The sequence below is a fragment of the Hyalangium sp. genome (genome assembly GCF_045802625.1).
Classification (GTDB): domain Bacteria; phylum Myxococcota; class Myxococcia; order Myxococcales; family Myxococcaceae; genus Hyalangium.
This window is the reverse complement of record NZ_JBJMQP010000065.1, coordinates 22,226-39,511: the sequence shown is the minus strand read 5'-3', so window position 1 is coordinate 39,511 and position 17,286 is coordinate 22,226. Positions and strand designations below refer to the sequence as shown.

At 67.1% G+C, this 17,286-nt stretch carries 12 protein-coding genes and 2 tRNA genes; 11 read left to right on the top strand and 3 right to left on the bottom strand.

All coding sequences use genetic code 11. The annotated features are described in order from the left end of the window. Positions 1-21 precede the first annotated feature (21 nt). The 5 genes from ACJ8AT_RS13330 (at position 22) to ACJ8AT_RS13310 (ending at position 5,604) form a co-directional block, all read left to right on the top strand. Positions 22-762: a class I SAM-dependent methyltransferase gene (locus ACJ8AT_RS13330; protein ID WP_407738082.1), complete on the top strand. Its 741-nt coding sequence runs from the start codon at positions 22-24 to the stop codon at positions 760-762. Positions 763-793: 31 nt separating this feature from the next. Further along, positions 794-1,018, top strand: a complete 225-nt coding sequence (locus ACJ8AT_RS13325) for a VOC family protein (protein ID WP_407738124.1) — start codon at positions 794-796, stop codon at positions 1,016-1,018. A gap of 118 nt (positions 1,019-1,136) precedes the next feature. Further along, positions 1,137-3,797 carry an ADOP family duplicated permease gene (locus tag ACJ8AT_RS13320; RefSeq protein WP_407738081.1) on the top strand — a complete coding sequence of 887 codons (2,661 nt, stop codon included), beginning with the start codon at positions 1,137-1,139 and terminating at the stop codon, positions 3,795-3,797. Between the two features lie 53 nt (positions 3,798-3,850). Continuing rightward, a complete protein-coding gene (locus tag ACJ8AT_RS13315; protein WP_407738080.1) occupies positions 3,851-4,231 on the top strand; it encodes a PadR family transcriptional regulator in 381 nt (126 codons plus the stop codon). Positions 4,232-4,365: 134 nt separating this feature from the next. Further along, the gene (locus ACJ8AT_RS13310) at positions 4,366-5,604 is read left to right on the top strand and encodes an FAD-dependent monooxygenase (RefSeq protein WP_407738079.1); all 1,239 of its coding nucleotides are present in this window, start codon (positions 4,366-4,368) and stop codon (positions 5,602-5,604) included. A gap of 610 nt (positions 5,605-6,214) precedes the next feature. Here the strand turns inward: ACJ8AT_RS13310 and ACJ8AT_RS13305 are convergent. Continuing rightward, on the bottom strand, positions 6,215-7,777 hold the full coding sequence (locus tag ACJ8AT_RS13305; protein ID WP_407738078.1) for an OTU domain-containing protein: 1,563 nt from the start codon (positions 7,775-7,777) through the stop codon (positions 6,215-6,217). 507 nt (positions 7,778-8,284) lie between these two features. Between ACJ8AT_RS13305 and ACJ8AT_RS13300 the strand changes: the two genes are divergently transcribed. Beyond that, entirely contained in the window at positions 8,285-8,701 is a 417-nt protein-coding gene (locus ACJ8AT_RS13300) for a VOC family protein (protein WP_407738077.1), read from the top strand. Between the two features lie 535 nt (positions 8,702-9,236). Next, positions 9,237-9,479, top strand: coding sequence for a tyrosine-type recombinase/integrase (locus ACJ8AT_RS13295; protein ID WP_407738076.1), 243 nt, complete (start codon positions 9,237-9,239; stop codon positions 9,477-9,479). Positions 9,480-9,535: 56 nt separating this feature from the next. Here the strand turns inward: ACJ8AT_RS13295 and ACJ8AT_RS13290 are convergent. Both ACJ8AT_RS13290 and ACJ8AT_RS13285 read right to left on the bottom strand, forming a co-directional pair. Further along, positions 9,536-9,612: transfer RNA gene (locus ACJ8AT_RS13290), tRNA-Asp, on the bottom strand. 7 nt (positions 9,613-9,619) lie between these two features. Then, positions 9,620-9,691 (bottom strand) — tRNA-Val (locus ACJ8AT_RS13285). A gap of 264 nt (positions 9,692-9,955) precedes the next feature. On the opposite strand from ACJ8AT_RS13285, the gene ACJ8AT_RS13280 reads away from it, so the two are divergent. The 4 genes from ACJ8AT_RS13280 (at position 9,956) to fadJ (ending at position 17,261) form a co-directional block, all read left to right on the top strand. After that, positions 9,956-12,349: an alpha-amylase family glycosyl hydrolase gene (locus ACJ8AT_RS13280; RefSeq protein ID WP_407738075.1), complete on the top strand. Its 2,394-nt coding sequence runs from the start codon at positions 9,956-9,958 to the stop codon at positions 12,347-12,349. Between the two features lie 183 nt (positions 12,350-12,532). Continuing rightward, positions 12,533-13,582: a uroporphyrinogen decarboxylase gene (gene hemE, locus ACJ8AT_RS13275; RefSeq protein ID WP_407738074.1), complete on the top strand. Its 1,050-nt coding sequence runs from the start codon at positions 12,533-12,535 to the stop codon at positions 13,580-13,582. Positions 13,583-13,731: 149 nt separating this feature from the next. Continuing rightward, on the top strand, positions 13,732-15,027 hold the full coding sequence (gene fadI / locus ACJ8AT_RS13270) for an acetyl-CoA C-acyltransferase FadI (RefSeq protein ID WP_407738073.1): 1,296 nt from the start codon (positions 13,732-13,734) through the stop codon (positions 15,025-15,027). Then, entirely contained in the window at positions 15,027-17,261 is a 2,235-nt protein-coding gene (fadJ, locus tag ACJ8AT_RS13265; protein WP_407738072.1) for a fatty acid oxidation complex subunit alpha FadJ, read from the top strand. The genes fadI and fadJ overlap by 1 nt, the downstream gene beginning before the upstream one ends. The last annotated feature ends 25 nt before the right edge of the window (positions 17,262-17,286 follow it).

Below are 17,286 nucleotides of genomic sequence, written 5' to 3'. Positions count from 1 at the left end.
GCACGCTCGAGGGGCGCTGTCATGAAACTCTATGAAGAGCTGGCCGAGTGGTGGCCGTTGGTCTCGGCCCCGGCCGACTATCGCGAAGAGGCGGACGAATATCTCCGGCTCTTCCGGTCCGCCGCGGCCGGGCCGCTGAAGAACGTGCTCGAGCTGGGCAGTGGCGGCGGCAACAACGCCAGCCACCTGAAGAGCGAGTTCACGCTCACGCTGGTGGAGCCCTCCGAGGGGATGCGCAAGGTGAGCCGCGCGCTGAACCCCGAGTGCGAGCACCTCCCGGGCGACATGCGGACGGTGCGCCTGGGCCGCGAGTTCGACGCCGTGTTCGTGCACGATGCCGTGGAGTACATGACCACGGAGGCGGACCTGCGGGCGGCGCTGGAGACGGTGGCCACGCACCTGCGGCCCGGCGGGGTGGCGCTGGTGGCACCGGATGCCACGCGAGAGACCTTCGCGGCGGATGCGCACATCGAGGGGGGAGACGAGCCGGCGAGCCCGGAGGGGCGTGCGCGCTCGTTGCGCTACCTGATGTGGACGCTGCCACCGGAGCCGGGCGCGAGCTTCTCGGTGACCCACTTCGCGATGCTGTTGCAGGAGCGGGATGGGAGCGTGCGCTCCGTGCACGACACGCACCACTGCGGCCTGCACTCAAGGGCCACGTGGCTGCGGCTCTTCCAGGAGGTGGGGCTGGAGGCGCGCCTGGAGCCGAGGACGCTCGAAGGCACGCAGTACGACACCTTCGTGGCCCTCAAACGCCGGTAGCGAGCCCACGGCTTGAGGCTCAACGCCCCGCCTGCTTATCTGGGCGCTGACGCAAGGGGGCGGCTCGCCGGGGCCGTGTGGTTGGCTCAAGGACCGGTTCGGTGTCTCATGGCAGATCGTCCCGCGCATCCTCCCCAGGCTGCTGAAGGATGCCAACCAAGAGGCCGCCGGCCGCGTCATGAAGGCGATGATGCAGATGGGCAAGATCGACATCGCGGCCCTCAAGCGCGCCTATGAGGGCAAGCCGGTCGCCTAGACTTCCTCAGCCAGAGTCCTGAGAAGTCGGGCTCTCGAAATCCCCACGCAATCGTCCTCCGCTGGCCCCGTATTCTACATTGTAGTAATCAGGGTCCCGCCAGCGAGTGGAGGTGCGCGTGTCGCAGTCCATCCCGAGGAAGGGAGGCCCCCAGCAGGTGCCCCGTCTGCCTCTGGTGCTGCTGCGGGCGTGGCTTCCGTACGCCGAGCGGGACGAGGTGCTGGCCGAGCTCTCCGCCGAGTTCACGGCTCGGGAGGCCCGAGAGGGCCGCCGGGCCGCGCGCGCGTGGCTGTGGAGGCAGGTGCTCGGCTCGGTGCCGCCGCTGGTGCGGCGGACGTTCTCGCGCGGCTGGACGGGCTTCGAGCCTGCCTCCAGCCGTCTTCGGCCTGGAGGGCCTCGGATGGAGAGCTTCATCATGGATCTGCGGTACGCGGCGCGCCGGCTGCGCTCGCGTCCGACCTACGCGCTGCTGGCGATCCTCACACTGGCGCTCGGCATCGGCGGGACGGCGGCGGCGTTCGGGCTGGTGCGAGGGCTGCTGCTGACGAAGCTGCCGTATGCCGCCGAGAAGCAGCTGGGCCTGTTCTGGGACAATGGCGACTGGTCCGAGCGGGAGTTCCTCTACCTGTCGCCCGACTGGTCCGGCTTCAGCTCCGTCGCGGCCTACTACCTACAGGAGCTCCCGCTGCGGCGAGGGCCAGAGGCATCTCCAGAGCTGGTGTCGGCCGTGCGCACGACCGCCGGACTCTTTGACGTGCTCGGCAGGCGCCCCGAGCTCGGTCGCGGCTTCGAGCCCAACGAGGATCGCCCGGGTGCCGCGCCGGTGGTGGTGATCAGCCACGCGCTCTTCGAGGAGCTCGGCGGCCAGCCGTCGCTGGTGGGAAGCACGCTGGAGCTGGATGGGAGCGCGTACACGGTGGTGGGCGTGATGCCGAGGGACTTCTGGTTCCCGAACCCGACGGTGCGCGCCTGGGTGGCGGAGCCACAGAACGAAGAGGACGGCTCCGGCAACTACGCGCTGGTGGGACGGCGCGCGCCTGGGACAGAGGGCCCCGCGCTCAGCCTGGCCATGCAGCGCCTGGCCTCGCGTCTGGGCGAGCGCTTCCACTACCCGGCGCAATGGGACAAGACGCGAGCGCCCGCCCTGACGCCTCTTCGCGAGCACCTGCTGGGGCCCCTCCAGTTGCCGTTGCTCGCCACGCTCGCGGCCATGGCGGCGCTGCTGCTCATCGCATGCGCCAACGTCGCTGCCTTGATGCTGGGGCAGGTGGACAGCCGCTCCACGGAGCTGGCGGTCCGCATGGCGCTCGGTGCCGACAACCGCCGGATGACGCAGCAGCTGATCTCCGAGGCGCTCCTGTTGGGGCTGGCTGCCTCCGGGGTGGGCGCGGTGATCGCGGCCCAGGGCTTCCGGGTGCTCACCGAGGCGCTGCCGCTAGGAGCCCTGGCCCCCCACGGCTCGTTGGACTGGGGCATCTTCTTCGCCGCGCTCGTGCTGGCGCTCGCCGCGGCGCTCGGGGTGGCGCTGCTGCCGGCTCGTTCGCTGCGGAAGTCCAACCCGCAGCGCGCGCTGGCGAGCTCGCGGACCGGCGGGATTGGCGCACGCGGGGGAAGGACCGAGGGAGCGCTGGTGGTGGCGCAGGTGGCGCTCGCGGTGCTGCTGACGGCGGGGGCCGCGCTGCTGGTGCGCTCGGTGGCGAACCTGCGCGCGATCGATCCGGGGGTGGACACCGACAGCGTGGCCGTCCTGGATGTGGTGATGGAGGGGAACGTCGCCCCGGAGGCGCGGCGGCGGCTGGTGGCGGATCTGGAGACGGGGCTCTCGGTGTTGCCGGGAGTCCGAGCGGCGGGCGCCACCCAGAAGCTGCCCCTGCGAGGCTCTGGCGACAGCTGGGGCATGGCGCTGGAGGACAAGCCAGACCTGCCGTCCAGCACCACCTACGTGCGGCTGGTGACGCCCGGGTATTTCCAGACGATGGGCATCCAGCTGCTCGAGGGCCGTCTGCTGAGCGCCGACGACCGGGAGGGCACGGAGTTCGTCGTGGTGATCAACCACGCGCTCGCTGCCAAGTACTTCCCCGGAGAGAGCCCCATCGGGCGCCGCATCGCCTCGGGGAGTGGACAGTGGCCGCGGGTCGTCGGAGTCGTGGAGGACGTGGCGGAGGCGGGGCTCACGGATGGCCCGGTCCCGGCGCGCTACATGCTCTACTCGCAGATGGCGGACTACACGCCGACGCGGCACACGCTGGTGCTCCGGGCGCAGCCGGGCCACGAGCCCGCGGCGCTGCTCGAGGACGCCCGCCGGGAGCTGGGCCGCATCGCTCCCGCTGTGGCCGTGCAGCGCACCACCACCCTGGAGGCGGTGCTCGCGCAGGCGATCGGGCCCGCGCGGCAGGTGATGACGGTCCTGGCGCTCCTCACGGCGCTCGCGGTGGCGCTCGGCGCCGTCGGTGTCTACGGCGTCACCTCCCACTTCGTCCGCCGGCGCCAGCGTGACATCGGGATCCGCATCGCCCTGGGGCTGCGCCCGTCACGCCTGGTGGCACAGGTGGTGGGCCGGGCGGGAGCGATGGTGCTGCTGGGAGGCGTGATCGGCACCGCCGCGGCGCTCGTCCTGGCGGGGTTGCTCTCCGCGTTCCTGTACGGGGTGAGCGCGGTGGACCCGTTGTCGCTCGCGGGGGCCACCCTGGCGCTGCTGGCCGTCGGCGTCGCCGCGGCGCTGCTGCCCGCTCTGCGCGCCAGCCGCTTGGATCCCGCCGCCGTGTTCCGCGAGGGATAGAGTCCCGCCCGTCCCACCCGCTGTTGACCGTCGTCGCAAGAGGAGGAACCCCCGTGCCGTCCCCATCCAGCACGACGTCCGACGCGCCCCTGGGCACCTTCGAGGAGCAGGTGCTGCTGGCCGTGGTGCGCACCGGGCGTGCGCCCGACGAAGGCGGCGCCTACGGAATGGCCGTTCGCCGGGAGTTGGAGCAGGTGACGGGCCGCGAGGTGACGATCGGCGCGGTGTACGCCACGCTGGATCGGCTCGAGGCGAAGGGGCTGGCCGCGTCGGAGCGAGGCGAAGCGGGCGCCGGAGGTTCCCGGCGGCTGTTCGCCGTCACTCCCCGGGGAGCGCGTGCGCTGGCGGACTCGCGAGAGATGCGCGAGCGGCTCTGGCGCGGTGTCGATCTCGTCCCCCTGCTGGCCGGGGGGAGCGCGCGGCGCGGCGCCTGACCGGGCCGTCATCACTGGCGAACACCGCCCCCTCCTTCGGGGGCAGGTTGATCCTCAGCGTCAGAGGCTCAACCTTTGGCCGCCCGCGCTGCACGGAGCGCTGCCAGCCAGCCGCGGAAGCAGGAGGAGAGCCCGTGAGAATCGTCTGTGTCGGTGGTGGCCCCGCGGGGCTGTACTTCTCCATCCTGGCGAAGCTGTCCCATCGCAATCACGACATCACCGTGCTCGAGCGCAATCCGGCCGGGGTGACGTATGGCTGGGGCGTCGTGTTCTGGGAGGACCTGCTGGACGCTCTCTTCCGGAACGATCCCGCGAGTGCGAGGGAGATAGCGCAAGCTGCGGCCCGCTGGGATACGCAGGAGGTGTATCTCCGAGGCCAGCAGGCGTCATACGTCGGCGGATTCGGGTTCAGCCTGGGGCGCGATCGTCTGTTGGAGATCCTGACCCGGCGAGCGGTGAGCCTGGGCGTGGACGTCCGGTTCCAGTGCGAGGCCCAGGACTTGTCCGAGTTCGCTGACGCTGACTTGATCATCGCGAGCGATGGCGCCAACAGCCAGGTGCGCCAGCTTCATGGCCCCCACTTCCAGACGAACATCGAGGAGGGGAGGAACAAGTACATCTGGCTCGGCACGGACAAGGTGTTTGATGCCTTCACGTTCGCCTTCGAGGAGACCGCGGCCGGCTGGATCTGGTTCCATGCCTACCGCTTCAATGGCGAGACCAGCACCTGCATCGTCGAGTGCTCGCCGGAGACGTGGAGGGGGCTGGGCTTCGACGCGCTCGGCTCCGAGGAGACCCTCAGGCGTTTGGAGGACATCTTCCAGCGCCACCTCGCGGGCCATTCGCTGATCAACCAGATGCGTGGCCACAGCAAGGCGCAGTGGCGCAACTTCAGGCGCCTCACCAACGAGCGTTGGTACCACGGCAATGTGGCGCTCATGGGCGACGCGGCCCACACGACGCACTTCTCGATTGGCTCAGGGACGAAGCTCGCCATCCAGGATGCGATTGGGCTCGCCGGGAAGCTGCGGGACAGCGCGGACCTTCAAGCCGCACTCGAGGCCTATGACGAGGAGCGGCGCACGGCGCTGCACCCTCTGCAGAATGCGGCGCGCATGAGCGCCGAGTGGTTCGAGCGCGTTCCGAGCCACGTCCATCAACACGCCACATCCTTTGCCTACGCCCTGTTGAATCGCCGGGGAGGGCCGCCGTGGCGCTACCTGCTCCACCTGGCCAATCAGCAGGAGACGCTGCGGGAAGTCTTGCGCGGGCTCCATTCCGCCCGGCGGTGGGTTCGTTCCCATCGCCGAGGACAGTGGGCGGGTAGCCCCGCGTCGTCCCATGAAGCCTGGCCGCTGATGGGTGGGCGCTGACGAGGCAAGCGCCGACCTTGCCGTGAAGGCCGAGGCGATGGATGGTGTGCTAGGGAAAAGCGAAAGGCCCGGAACCTTGCGATTCCGGGCCCTTCTCCTTGGTACTACCACAAGGTGCGCCCTTCCTTCGCCGACATACTTGCCACCCTTCGTTACGCATGCCTGCGGCCGCCGGTTTCTGCGACCCCGGCCGGCACCCTGGAGCGTCAAAACCTCCTGGTCCTGCTGCCTGATACCCTGCGGGCGGTGGCCGCGTGACCGGCTTCAAAACTGCGAAACTCGAACTAAGGGTCGGAGCTGACGCATGCCTGCTTCGCTACCGGGCCCCGGAAGCCAGGGCGGGGGACCGTCCAAGCAGTTCTTCAATCCGGCGGATTCGAGGTGGGCTGTTGAGGCGGGTTGTAGCACTTGCCCTCCCAGTCGAAAGCGTTGTTGCCGCAGGGGGCATCATGGCACCCACGTACACCCAGCACGCGCCCCGGATGATCGTGTCGACGCAAGGGATGCAGGGCAGGCCTGATTCATTGTCGGAAGTTGCTGAGAGCAACTGCTCCATGAACGCCTGGAACGTCAGTTGGACCGGCTCGCAGCCAGCACGAGTCCGTTCCGGTCAGTCCTTCGCAAGCTTCTCAACATCCAACGCATAGACCTTCTTGTCGCCTTTCTCGAGTTCTTCCCCGATGTCGATACCCTCGGTCTTCCGGCCCGCGTAGGGGCTGTAGATGAGCCTTGCAGGCCCGAGCTCCTTCGCGAACACCTCCTGGAATTTCTCGAATACCTTGCGGCAGGCGTCGCACGGGGGCTTGGTTCCCCAGAAGACCACATTGCGCCTGGGTCTTTGGCCGTTCTTCAGGCGGGTTGCGAGCGCCACGAGCAGCTTTTGCTCCGCATGCACTTTGATATATGCATTTCCATCAGGGATTTCCAAAATGTACAGCGCTTCTCGGTCGCCCGGTTGGAACCACTCGTGCGCTTTCTTGGGGTCCTTCTTAGAATGAACCATTGGGCATTCACGTGAATAGGCATCGAGCACCACTTTCAGCCGCTCTGTGAAACCCTTGAATACCCCCTTCTGCAGCGATTCCACGTTCTGTTCATTCCATAGTTCGTCGAACTGCTTCTCAATCTTCACCTCCTCGCGCCTCTTCGGCATGAGTGCATCGGCGATGGCACCGACCTCGACCGCGCTGTTCGATGCGACCACGATCTGACCGTCGAGGTTCATGGCCTGTACTTCTTCTGCCTTGCCTCCCTGTTTCTTGGCAAAAGCCAGGATCATCACAGACAGAGCCCAAAGCAACTCCGCGCGGCGCGGGGCCTGATTGGTATGGTTCATGGTTTTGCCCGCAATCTCGTCGAGAAGCGCTCCCAGCCGCGGGCCGACGCCGCTCCATTCCCGGCTGATGGCGATCGCGGTGATGGCGATTCGCACGTCCTCGTCGGAAATGCGTGCCCTCACCGCCTGCCGGAGGTGCGCCAGATCCGGCGAGGCTGTGCGGAAACAACGGATGTAGATCCGCTGCATTGAGGCATACAGGCAGTTACCGTCGGGCGCGATGTCTTCGACCCAGGTTAGGTTAAAGGCCTCGTCGCCCTGGATGTCTCTCTTTACCACGTCATAGTGATTGCCCCGGTGGAGCAGACTCCAATAAGCCATCTCGTCGCCCGGCCTGCCCACCGTCGTGACGTAGGTGAACCTCTGGTCCGAAACGGTGAAGACCTTGCATCGGAACTGGAGGACGTCAGCCACCGTGTGCGCCTCGAGGTCGCCACCCCAGACCCGGTCCTCCGCGGTGTCTTCCTTGTAGGCCGCAATCAAGTCCTGCATGCGGGGCGATAGATCGATCGGACTGACGTTGAGAACATTGTTATTCTGCAACAACCCCTTGGGCTTGTAGGTATCCCGGATGTGCAGCAGCGTTGCCACGCTGCCCCCGAGTACGTCCTCGCAGATCGCCGCCTCCGAGTTCCCCTTGCCGAGGTTGTTGATCTTATCCATCGCGTCGCCAAGCTCAGTGACCCATGCGTTGGCTTTCTGAACGAGCTTGTCCACGTTCGCATCCTTTTTCTTCGCGTCCAAAAAATCATTGAGCAGCTCCTTCGTCTCTGAATGGATCTCAAGGAGACGCACGAGGACTTGCTGGATATTGACTGCCTTGTTGATGGTGGGCATTGGGTTGGCGCCCCTTTCAAGCGCAATAGGCCCGCGTCCTGTGGCGATCATCTGGGAAGCGGAGACCTCAGTATACAGACAGCCCTGCACGCCGGTCCATGCTCGCTCCAATGTGCTCCTATTGCAATCACCGCGGGCTCACAACGCTGCCCATGGGCGCTCGCATCCGTGACGGGGGCTTGGCTGACTCTCTCCACCAGCAGCACCCGGGGTGACAGGCTAGGCCTGATTCGTAGTCAGGGGTTGCGGAGAGCAGAAGGAGAGAGAGTTCGTGCACTTGCGCCGCAGTGTGTCTGTTTCGGTCTTCAGGGCCCGTTCCCAGTTCCGGTTCTGCTCCCGCCCCTGAGGTTGCCGTCGCAGGTAGGCAAGGGGCATCCTACCTGCCCGGTTCCTTGTCGGAGCGCGGTGAGCTACATATCATAACCTACGACACAACAGAGAAATCCATGAGCAAACAAATCATCATCAACCTCCCGGTCTCGTCAGCGACACGATTCTTGTCTTGTTATGTTGCTTACGCACGCCAAGTTTCGTGGCTTCACGCCCAAAGACATCTGCGATACAAGCAAGGCCGTCGAGGTTTTGCTCACGCTGAGTTGCGAGAGCCGTGAGCAGGTAGATGATCTCGTCGCCAGAGCGGTCGCCGGGGGTAGCTCGACCTACGACAAGCCGGAGGATTACGGCTTCATGTATACGCACAGCTTTGTCGACCCAGACGGCCATGGATATCAAGATGATCTGCTCTCTGCGGCGGCGGCCCCGGGCGAGGAGGAGGCACCAGCTTCAGATGCGTCAGCTCGGGCCATGTGCCGGAAGCGTCAGCGCGCCTGGAGGCTGGATTGGGCGGGGTTGCTGCGCAAGACGTTCGCAGTGGACGTCTTCTACTGCCCGAGGTGCGGAGGAAGGCGGCGGGTGCTGGCGTAGCTCACCCAGGGCAGCGTCATCCGGCGCATTCTTTGCCACCTGCACCTGGCCCGAGCTGCCCCCACCCCAGGCACCTGCCATCGGGCCAGCCCAGCAGGCGTTGTAGGAGTGACGCACGGCTGAGGGATGCACTCTCTCGCGGAGCCCAAGGCGACCGGTTGCCTGCGCAGGGGAGGGGTATGTCTGGAGCGCGACGGGCGGGCCTCCTCCGAGCCCTCCTGCACCGTCCAATGCGTGTCGCGCGGCCCTCCTGGACGACCACCTACCCCGGCCCTCGCCCACAACAGGGCTCCCATGCCGCCTATGCTCAATGCCGCCTATGCTCTGCACTCGGCCTGGAGACGAGCCTTCTTTTCCTGGCATTGCTGGGCCTCAGCTCGCGCCTGCTGCTCGTCCTGCCGGAGGGGGACTGGCGTGTGCTCGCGGCACGGCGCCTTCACCTTCTGCTCCGTGAGTGTCACCCGTTAAAGCTGCACGCTTCTCGGCATAAGGATCTTGGCGGTCATCCCCGCTGACGTCCTGGCTGGTCGGCCAGGTGACACGAGCGCTCCACGTCCTCCGGCACACCTTCTGCTCACGGCTGGCGATGCGAGGAGCGCCCGCCAAGGCCATCCAAGAGCTGGCCGGGCACGAGAACCTCTCCACCACCCAGCGCTACATGCACCTGAGCCCGGCAGCGAAGGACGCGGCGATCAGCCTGCTCGATGAGGCGGCCTCCCGGATTTCTGGAGACATCCTGGAGACGGAGATCGCGCCGAAGGAGAAGCCCGAGCGCTGAAAAGACGAAGGGCCTGGAATCTTTGAGGTTTCCCTCTCGATTCCAGGCCCTTCTATTGGCGAGGAGTACGGGACTTGAACCCGTGGCCTCCGGCGTGACAGGCCGGCGTTCTAACCAACTGAACTAACTCCCCACAACCATGGGCGGAACAGGGATCGAACCTGTGACCCTCGCCTTGTAAGGGCGACGCTCTACCGCTGAGCTATCCGCCCTGGGCGTCCGCCGTTTCAACGAGGCGGCCTTGTATCGACCGCTCCCGCCACTGTCAAGCCTACGTTTTTCGAGGCTCGATCATTCCCCACGCACTGCGCCATGCCTCCTGGGTCCCAGACGACCATGGAACCCCCCGCATGACAATTCGGCTCTTCCCAGGCTGGACGCGTTGACTCCGTTGCCTCGGAAGTGCTGGAAGGTCGCTCTACGGGCAAGCGCGGGCCCGCTCGTAGCGCCGACTGAGCCGCGCCGGAGCTGAACCCATGCGAACTGCCACTGACATCCCCCGAGGGGCCTTTGGGCTCCTGCGGTGGCGCCCCCTCCTCGCCGCCAGCATTGCCGTGGTGCTGGCAGCTTGCGGTACCTCGGATCCCAACGCTTCCCTGCTCGCCGACGAGCTGGCGAACCCCGCCGTCCAGCAACAGGCCGCGGTGACCTGGACGCTGGGCGCCAGCTACGACGGGACGAAGTCCAACATCAACTTCCATGTCTACTCCTCGCGAGCCACGCGCATCGAGCTCTACATCTACAAGACCGCGTACGGCGCCCAGGAGGTGGTGAACTACGTGATGACCAAGGACACGACCACGAACATCTGGTCGAAGACGGTCTCGGTCTCCACGCTGCAGACCACCTACGGCGTCACTGGCACCGTGTACTACGGCTACCGCGCGTGGGGCCCGAACTGGCCGTACAGCACGAGCTGGACCAAGGGCTCGGGTGTCGGCTTCATCTCGGACGTCGACGCGAGCGGTAACCGCTTCAACCCCAACAAGCTGCTCTTGGATCCCTACGCGCTGGAGATGAGCCACGATCCGACGAACGCCAGCAACACGGACGGCACGGTGTTCGCCTCGGGGCCCACCTACCGCAACCTCGACAGCGGCGCGAAGGCGCCCAAGGGCATCGTGCTGGCCGGGGACACCCAGTCCATTGGCACCAAGCCCACGCGCTCGCTCAAGGATGACGTCATCTACGAGGTCCACGTCCGCGGCCTCACCAAGCAGGACCCGAGCATTGCCGCGGCCTCCCAGGGCACCTACCAGGGCGCGGGCCAGAAGGCCGCGGCGCTGGCGGCGCTCGGCGTGACGGCGGTGGAGTTCCTGCCCGTGCAGGAGACGCAGAACGACACCAACGACTTGGTGGCCAGCACCGCGGGAGACAACTACTGGGGCTACATGACGTTGAACTACTTCGCGCCGGATCGGCGGTACTCGTCCGACAAGACGGCGGGCGGCCCCACGCGCGAGTTCAAGGCGATGGTGAAGGCCTTCCACGACAACGGCATCAAGGTCTTCATCGACGTGGTCTACAACCACACGGGCGAGGGCGGGAATTGGAACGCCAACGACTCGAGCACCTACAACGTCCTGTCGTTCCGCGGCCTGGACAACCCCACGTACTACAGCCTCACGTCGGACATGCAGTTCAACTACGACAACACCGGCGTGGGCGGCAACTACAACACCTTCAACCCGGTGGCGCAGGATCTGATCGTCAACTCGCTGGCGTACTGGCGGGACACGCTCGGGGTGGATGGCTTCCGGTTCGATCTGGCCTCGGTGCTCGGAAACACCTGCCAGCACGGTTGCTACAACTACGACAAGACCAACAGCGCCAACGCGATCAACCGCATCATGCGCGACCTGGCGCCGCGGCCGGCCGCGGGCGGCTCGGGCACGGACTTCATCGCCGAGCCGTGGGCCATTGGCGGCAACTCGTACCAGGTGGGCAACTTCCCGGGCACCTGGGGCGAGTGGAACGGCATCTTCCGCGACACGTTCCGCCAGGATCAGAACAAGCTGGGCTCGGCGGTGGTGACGCCCGGGCAGCTCGCCACGCGCTTCACGGGCTCGTCGGACCTGTACGGGGATGATGGGCGCAAGCCGCAGAACTCCATCAACTTCATGGTGGCGCACGACGGCTTCACGATGAAGGACCTCTACTCCTGCAACGTGAAGAACAACACCCAGGCGTGGCCGTATGGGCCCTCGGACGGCGGCGAGGACAACAACAACAGCTGGGACCAGGCGGGTGTGGCGGCGGATCAGCGCAAGGCGGCGCGCAACGGCCTGGCCTTCCTGATGCTCAGCGCCGGCACGCCCATGCTCACCGGCGGCGACGAGTTCCTGCGCACCCAGTCCTGCAACAACAACGCGTACAACCTGGACTCGAGCGCCAACTGGCTGAACTACACGCTGGACTCCAACCAGACGAACTTCAAGTCGTTCGCCCAGGGGCTGATCGCGTTCCGCAAGGCCCACCCGGCGCTGCGGCCGGCGAACTTCTACAGCACGGTGGACAACAACGCGAACGTGATGGAGCAGCACCGCTGGTTCAAGCCCGACGGCAACGTGGCGGACTCGACGTACTTCAACGATGGCAACAACCACGCCATCGCCTTCCGCGTGGACGGCTCCGAGCTCGGGGACACGGCCAGCGCCCTCTACGTGGCCTACAACGGCTGGTCGGGCGCGGTGAACTTCGTGCTGCCGTGGCCGGGCAATGGGAAGACCTGGTACCGGGTGACGGACACCTGCACCTGGGCGGAAGGGCCCAGCCAGGTGGCGGCCCCCGGCTCCGAGGGGCTCATCGGCGGCGAGTTCACCAACTACAGCGTGTGCGGCCGAGGCCTGCTGCTGCTGATCGCCAAGTAGGGCAGGGGTGACACGGCTCGGGGGGCGTAAGGCCGCTTCCCCTGGCGCCAGGGGCCGGACTTGCCCAGGAGGCGGGTCCGGCCTCGTCATTTGCGCGGCAGTCCGGCGCGAGAGGCAGGACTTCCGCGGCGAAGTCCGGTATGGGCGGCATGACGGCGCCCGGTGGCGCCGGAGGGCTCCTCCATGAACGACAGACTCCTGAAGGCGGCGCGTCGCCAGCCCACCGACACCACTCCGGTGTGGCTGATGCGTCAGGCTGGCCGCTACCTGCCCGAGTACCGCGCCATCCGCGGCAACATCGCGTTCCTTGATCTGTGCAAGCACCCGGACCTGGCGGCCGAGGTGACGGTGCAGCCCGTCACCCGGCTGGGCGTGGACGCGGCGATCATCTTCTCGGACATCCTCATCCCGGTGGAGGCCATGGGCATTGCCCTGGAGCTGGGAGACAAGGGGCCGCACTTCCCCAACCCCGTGCGCACGGCGGCGGACATCGAGCGGCTCGGGGTGCCGGATCCGGTGCAGGGCACGGGCTTCGTGGCCGAGGCCATCCGGCGCACGCGCAAGGCGCTGAATGACTCGGTGCCCGTGATTGGGTTCGCGGGCGCGCCGTTCACGCTGGCCGCGTACATGGTCGAGGGCGGCGGCTCCAAGAGCTACATCCTCATCAAGCGCCTGCTCCTCGAGCAGCCCAAGCTGGCGCACACGCTGTTCCAGAAGCTCACGGACACGCTCATTCCCTACCTGAAGATGCAGGTGGAGGCGGGGGCGAAGATCGTCCAGATCTTCGACTCGTGGGGCGGAGAGCTGGGCCCGTACGACTTCGAGCGCTTCAGCCTCCCGTACCTCACGCGGATGGTGAAGGAGCTGCAGGCCACGGGCGTGCCGGTGATCCTGTTCGGCACGGGCATGTCCACGCACCTGCCGCTGCTCAAGCGCACGGGCGCGGATGTGATTGGCCAGGACTGGCGCATCCAGATGGACGACGCCCGCCGCGTGCTCGGGCCGGACGTGGCGGTGCAGGGCAACCTGGATCCGCTGCACCTGTTCCTGCCGCGCGAGGAGCTGGAGGCGCGCGTGGTGGACATCCTGAACCGCGCCGGGCCGGTGGGGCACATCTTCAACCTCGGCCACGGGATCCTCCCGCCCACGGATCCGGAGGCGGCGAAGTTCCTGGTGGACGCGGTGCACCGTCACGGCATCGCGCTTCGTCGGAGCGCCGTGCCCCAGCGATAGCAGCACCTGACTTGCTTGGGGGCTCGCAGCCTCAGCACCCGGGCAACCCGGCTTGAAGTTCGCCGGTTGACTCTAGAATCAATTTTCGTTGACGCGCTGCATTAGAGGCCGTTAGAAGAACCTCACTCGATGTCAGGAGGGTGAGGCACATGGCACAGAACAACGGTCACCGACGGGTGGCCATCGTCCGCGGGCTGCGGACCCCCTTCGTCAAGGCGGGCAGCGTCTTCGGGGGGCTCACCGCGCTGGATCTCGGACGGATGGTGGTCCAGGAACTGGTGCAGCGCGCGGAGCTCGATCCGAACGAGATCAACCAGGTCGTCTTCGGACAGGTCATCCCCTCGCTGACAGCTACCTCCATCGCTCGGGAGGTGGTGCTCGCCGCGGGGCTGCCTCGCAAGATCGAGGCGTTCACCGTGGCGCGAGCCTGCGCCACCTCCATCCAGGCCATGACGACGGCGGCCAACGCCATCGCGGTGGGTGAGGCGGACATCGTCATCGCCGGCGGCACCGAGTCCATGTCGGACGCGCCCATCTTCACCAGCCGTCCGCTGGCTCATGCGCTGGTGGCCGCCTCCAAGGCGAAGCGCCTGCCGGACAAGCTCAAGCCCTTCCAGAAGCTCAAGGCCCAGGATCTGCTGCCGGTGCCGCCCGCCATCGCCGAGTACTCCACCGGCCAGACCATGGGCGAGAGCGCCGAGAAGATGGCCAAGGAGAATGGCATCTCGCGCGAGGAGCAGGATCGCATCGCCCTGTCCTCACACCAGAACGCCGCTCGCGCCTGGAAGGAGGGCCGCTTCGAGGGCGAGGTGATGCACGTCGTCGTCCCGCCGAAGTTCGAGGACGTGGCCACCAAGGACAACATCGTTCGCGAGGACACCAGCCTGGATGCGCTCGGCCAGCTCAAGCCGGTGTTCGATCGCAAGTACGGCACCATCACCGCCGGCAATGCCTCGCCGCTCACCGATGGCGCCGCCGCCCTGCTGCTGATGAGCGAGGAGAAGGCCAAGGCGCTCGGGTACGAGCCGCTCGGTTACCTGCGCGCTCATGCCTACGCCGCCACGGACCCCGGCGACCAGCTCCTGCAAGGGCCGGCCTATGCGGTCCCCGTCGCGCTCCGGCGCGCGGGCATGACGCTGGCGGACATCGAGCTCGTGGAGATGCACGAGGCGTTCGCCGCCCAGGTGGCCAGCAACCTCCAGGCGCTCGCCTCGCCCGCCTTCGCGAAGAAGGCCGGCTGGAGCGCTCCCGTGGGCGAGGTGGACCGCGAGCGGCTCAACGTGAACGGTGGTTCCATCTCCATCGGTCATCCGTTCGGGGCCACGGGCGCGCGCATCGTCACCCAGGCTCTCAACGAGCTGAAGCGTCGGAACAAGAACACGGTGCTGTGCACCGTCTGCGCCGCTGGCGGCCTGGGAGCCGCCGTGGTCCTGGAGCGTGCGTAATGGCCATCAAACTGGAAGAGCTCGAGGCGAAGCAGGGCTTCACCTACCAGGTCGAGGACGGGATCGCCGTCCTCACCATCGATCAGCAGGGCGAGTCCGTGAACACGCTCTCGCCGGAGACGGGCGCGGCGTTCGTCGAGCTGCTCGGCCGCGCGGAGAAGGATCCGGCCGTGAAGGCCGTGGTCTTCACCTCCGGCAAGAAGGACAACTTCGTGGCCGGGGCGAAGATCGACTTCCTGCAGACGATCAAGACGGCGGCCGCGGCCACCGAGATCTCCCGCCAGGGGCAGGAGGGCTTCGACCGCCTGGACGCGTTCCCCAAGCCGGTGGTGGCGGCCATTCACGGCGCGTGTCTCGGCGGTGGCCTGGAGTGGGCGCTGGCCTGTGACTACCGCGTGGCCACGGACAGCCCGAAGACGTCGCTCGGCCTGCCCGAGGTACAGCTCGGCCTGCTCCCGGGCGCGGGCGGCACCCAGCGGCTCCCGGAGCTCATCGGCATCCAGGCGGCGCTGGATCTCATCCTCGCCGGGAAGACGGTGAAGCCCTCCAAGGCGAAGCGCCTGGGCCTGATGGACGAGGTGGTGCCGGTGCCCATCCTCCGTTCGGTGGCACTCCAGCGCGCACGGGAGCTGGCGGCCGGAGCGCTGAAGGTGGAGCGCCCGCACGGCCAGCGCCTCAAGGCGGTGACGGCGCAGTCGAAGAAAGGGCTGGCGGGTGTCCTGCAAAGCCTGGCCGACAAGGAGCTGTGGGCCCAGGTGGCGCTGGAGGCCAACCCGCTGGGCCGGAGGATCCTCTTCGATCAGGCGCGCAAGCAGCTGCTGAAGAAGACGCGCGGCAAGTACCCCGCACCCGAGAAGGCGCTGGAGGCCATCCGTGTGGGCGTCGAGTCCGGCCGCAAGGCGGGCCTGGAGGCCGAGGCCCGGCTCTTCGGGGAGCTGGTGGTGTCGGATGTCTCCAAGCGGCTGGTGGAGATCTTCTTCGCCACCACCGCGCTCAAGAAGGAGAACGGCACCTCCAACCCGAGCGTGAAGGCGCGCGAGGTGAAGAAGATCGGCGTGCTCGGCGGCGGGCTGATGGGCGGAGGCATCGCCTACGTGTCCTCGGCGCTCCAGGGCGTGCCGGTGCGCGTGAAGGACAAGGACGACGCGGGCGTGGGCCGGGCGCTCAAGCAGGTGCAGAGCGTGTTGGATGAGCGGGTGAAGAAGCGCTCGCTGACGTGGCGCGAGGTGGCGGTGAAGCAGGCCCTGATCACCGCGGGCACGGACTACAGCGGCTTCAAGAACGTGGACCTCGTCATCGAGGCCGTGTTCGAGGACCTCAAGCTCAAGCACCGCGTCATCGCCGAGACCGAGGCCGTCACGCGCGAGGACTGCATCTTCGCGTCCAACACCTCCAGCCTGCCGATTACGGAGCTGGCCAAGGGCAGCAAGCGGCCGGAGCAGGTGATCGGGATGCACTACTTCAGCCCGGTCCACAAGATGCCGCTGCTGGAGATCATCACCCACCCGGGCACCGCCGAGTGGGTGACGGCCACCTGCGTGGAGGTGGGCCGCAAGCAGGGCAAGACGGTGATCGTCGTCAACGACGGGGTGGGCTTCTACACCTCGCGCATCCTCTCGCCGTACATGAACGAGGCGGCGTACCTGCTGGCCGAGGGCGCGGACATCGCCGAGCTGGACAAGGCGCTGGTGGAGTTCGGCTTCCCGGTAGGCCCCATCACCCTGCTCGACGAGGTGGGCATCGACGTCGCGCACAAGGTGGGGCCCATCATGGAGGCCGCGTTCGGCAAGCGGCTGGCGGCGCCGAAGACGCTCGACAAGGTCATCGAGGATGGACGCCTGGGCCGCAAGAACCAGAAGGGCTTCTACACGTACACCGGGAAGAAGAAGCAGGTGGACACCACCGTCTACGCGCTGCTGCCGAGCGGAGTGGAGCGCAAGCGCTTCGACCGGGCCGAGATGGCGGAGCGGTGCGCCCTGCAGATGGTGAACGAGGCCATCCGCTGCCTGGGCGAGGGCATCCTGCGCAGCCCGAGGGATGGGGACGTGGGCGCCATCTTCGGCCTGGGCTTCCCCCCGTTCCTCGGCGGCCCGTTCCGGTACGCGGACAGCCTCACGCCCGCGGTGCTGCTCAAGCGGCTGGAGCACTACCAGGACAAGTACGGCGAGCGCTTCACTCCGGCGCCGCTCCTGGTGGACATGGTGAAGGAGGGCAAGGGGTTCCACTCGCGCTGACTTGACCCCGGAGCGGTTCTGGACG

Bases quoted from the DNA above. Each gene is read 5' to 3' on its own strand.
- fadI (WP_407738073.1), top strand. From the start codon at position 13,732: ATGGCACAGAACAACGGTCACCGACGGGTGGCCATCGTCCGCGGGCTG.
- ACJ8AT_RS13330 (WP_407738082.1), top strand. From the start codon at position 22: ATGAAACTCTATGAAGAGCTGGCCGAGTGGTGGCCGTTGGTCTCGGCC.
- hemE (WP_407738074.1), top strand. From the start codon at position 12,533: ATGAACGACAGACTCCTGAAGGCGGCGCGTCGCCAGCCCACCGACACC.
- fadJ (WP_407738072.1), top strand. From the start codon at position 15,027: ATGGCCATCAAACTGGAAGAGCTCGAGGCGAAGCAGGGCTTCACCTAC.
- ACJ8AT_RS13305 (WP_407738078.1), bottom strand. From the start codon at position 7,777: ATGCCCACCATCAACAAGGCAGTCAATATCCAGCAAGTCCTCGTGCGT.
- ACJ8AT_RS13280 (WP_407738075.1), top strand. From the start codon at position 9,956: ATGCGAACTGCCACTGACATCCCCCGAGGGGCCTTTGGGCTCCTGCGG.
- ACJ8AT_RS13300 (WP_407738077.1), top strand. From the start codon at position 8,285: ATGTTGCTTACGCACGCCAAGTTTCGTGGCTTCACGCCCAAAGACATC.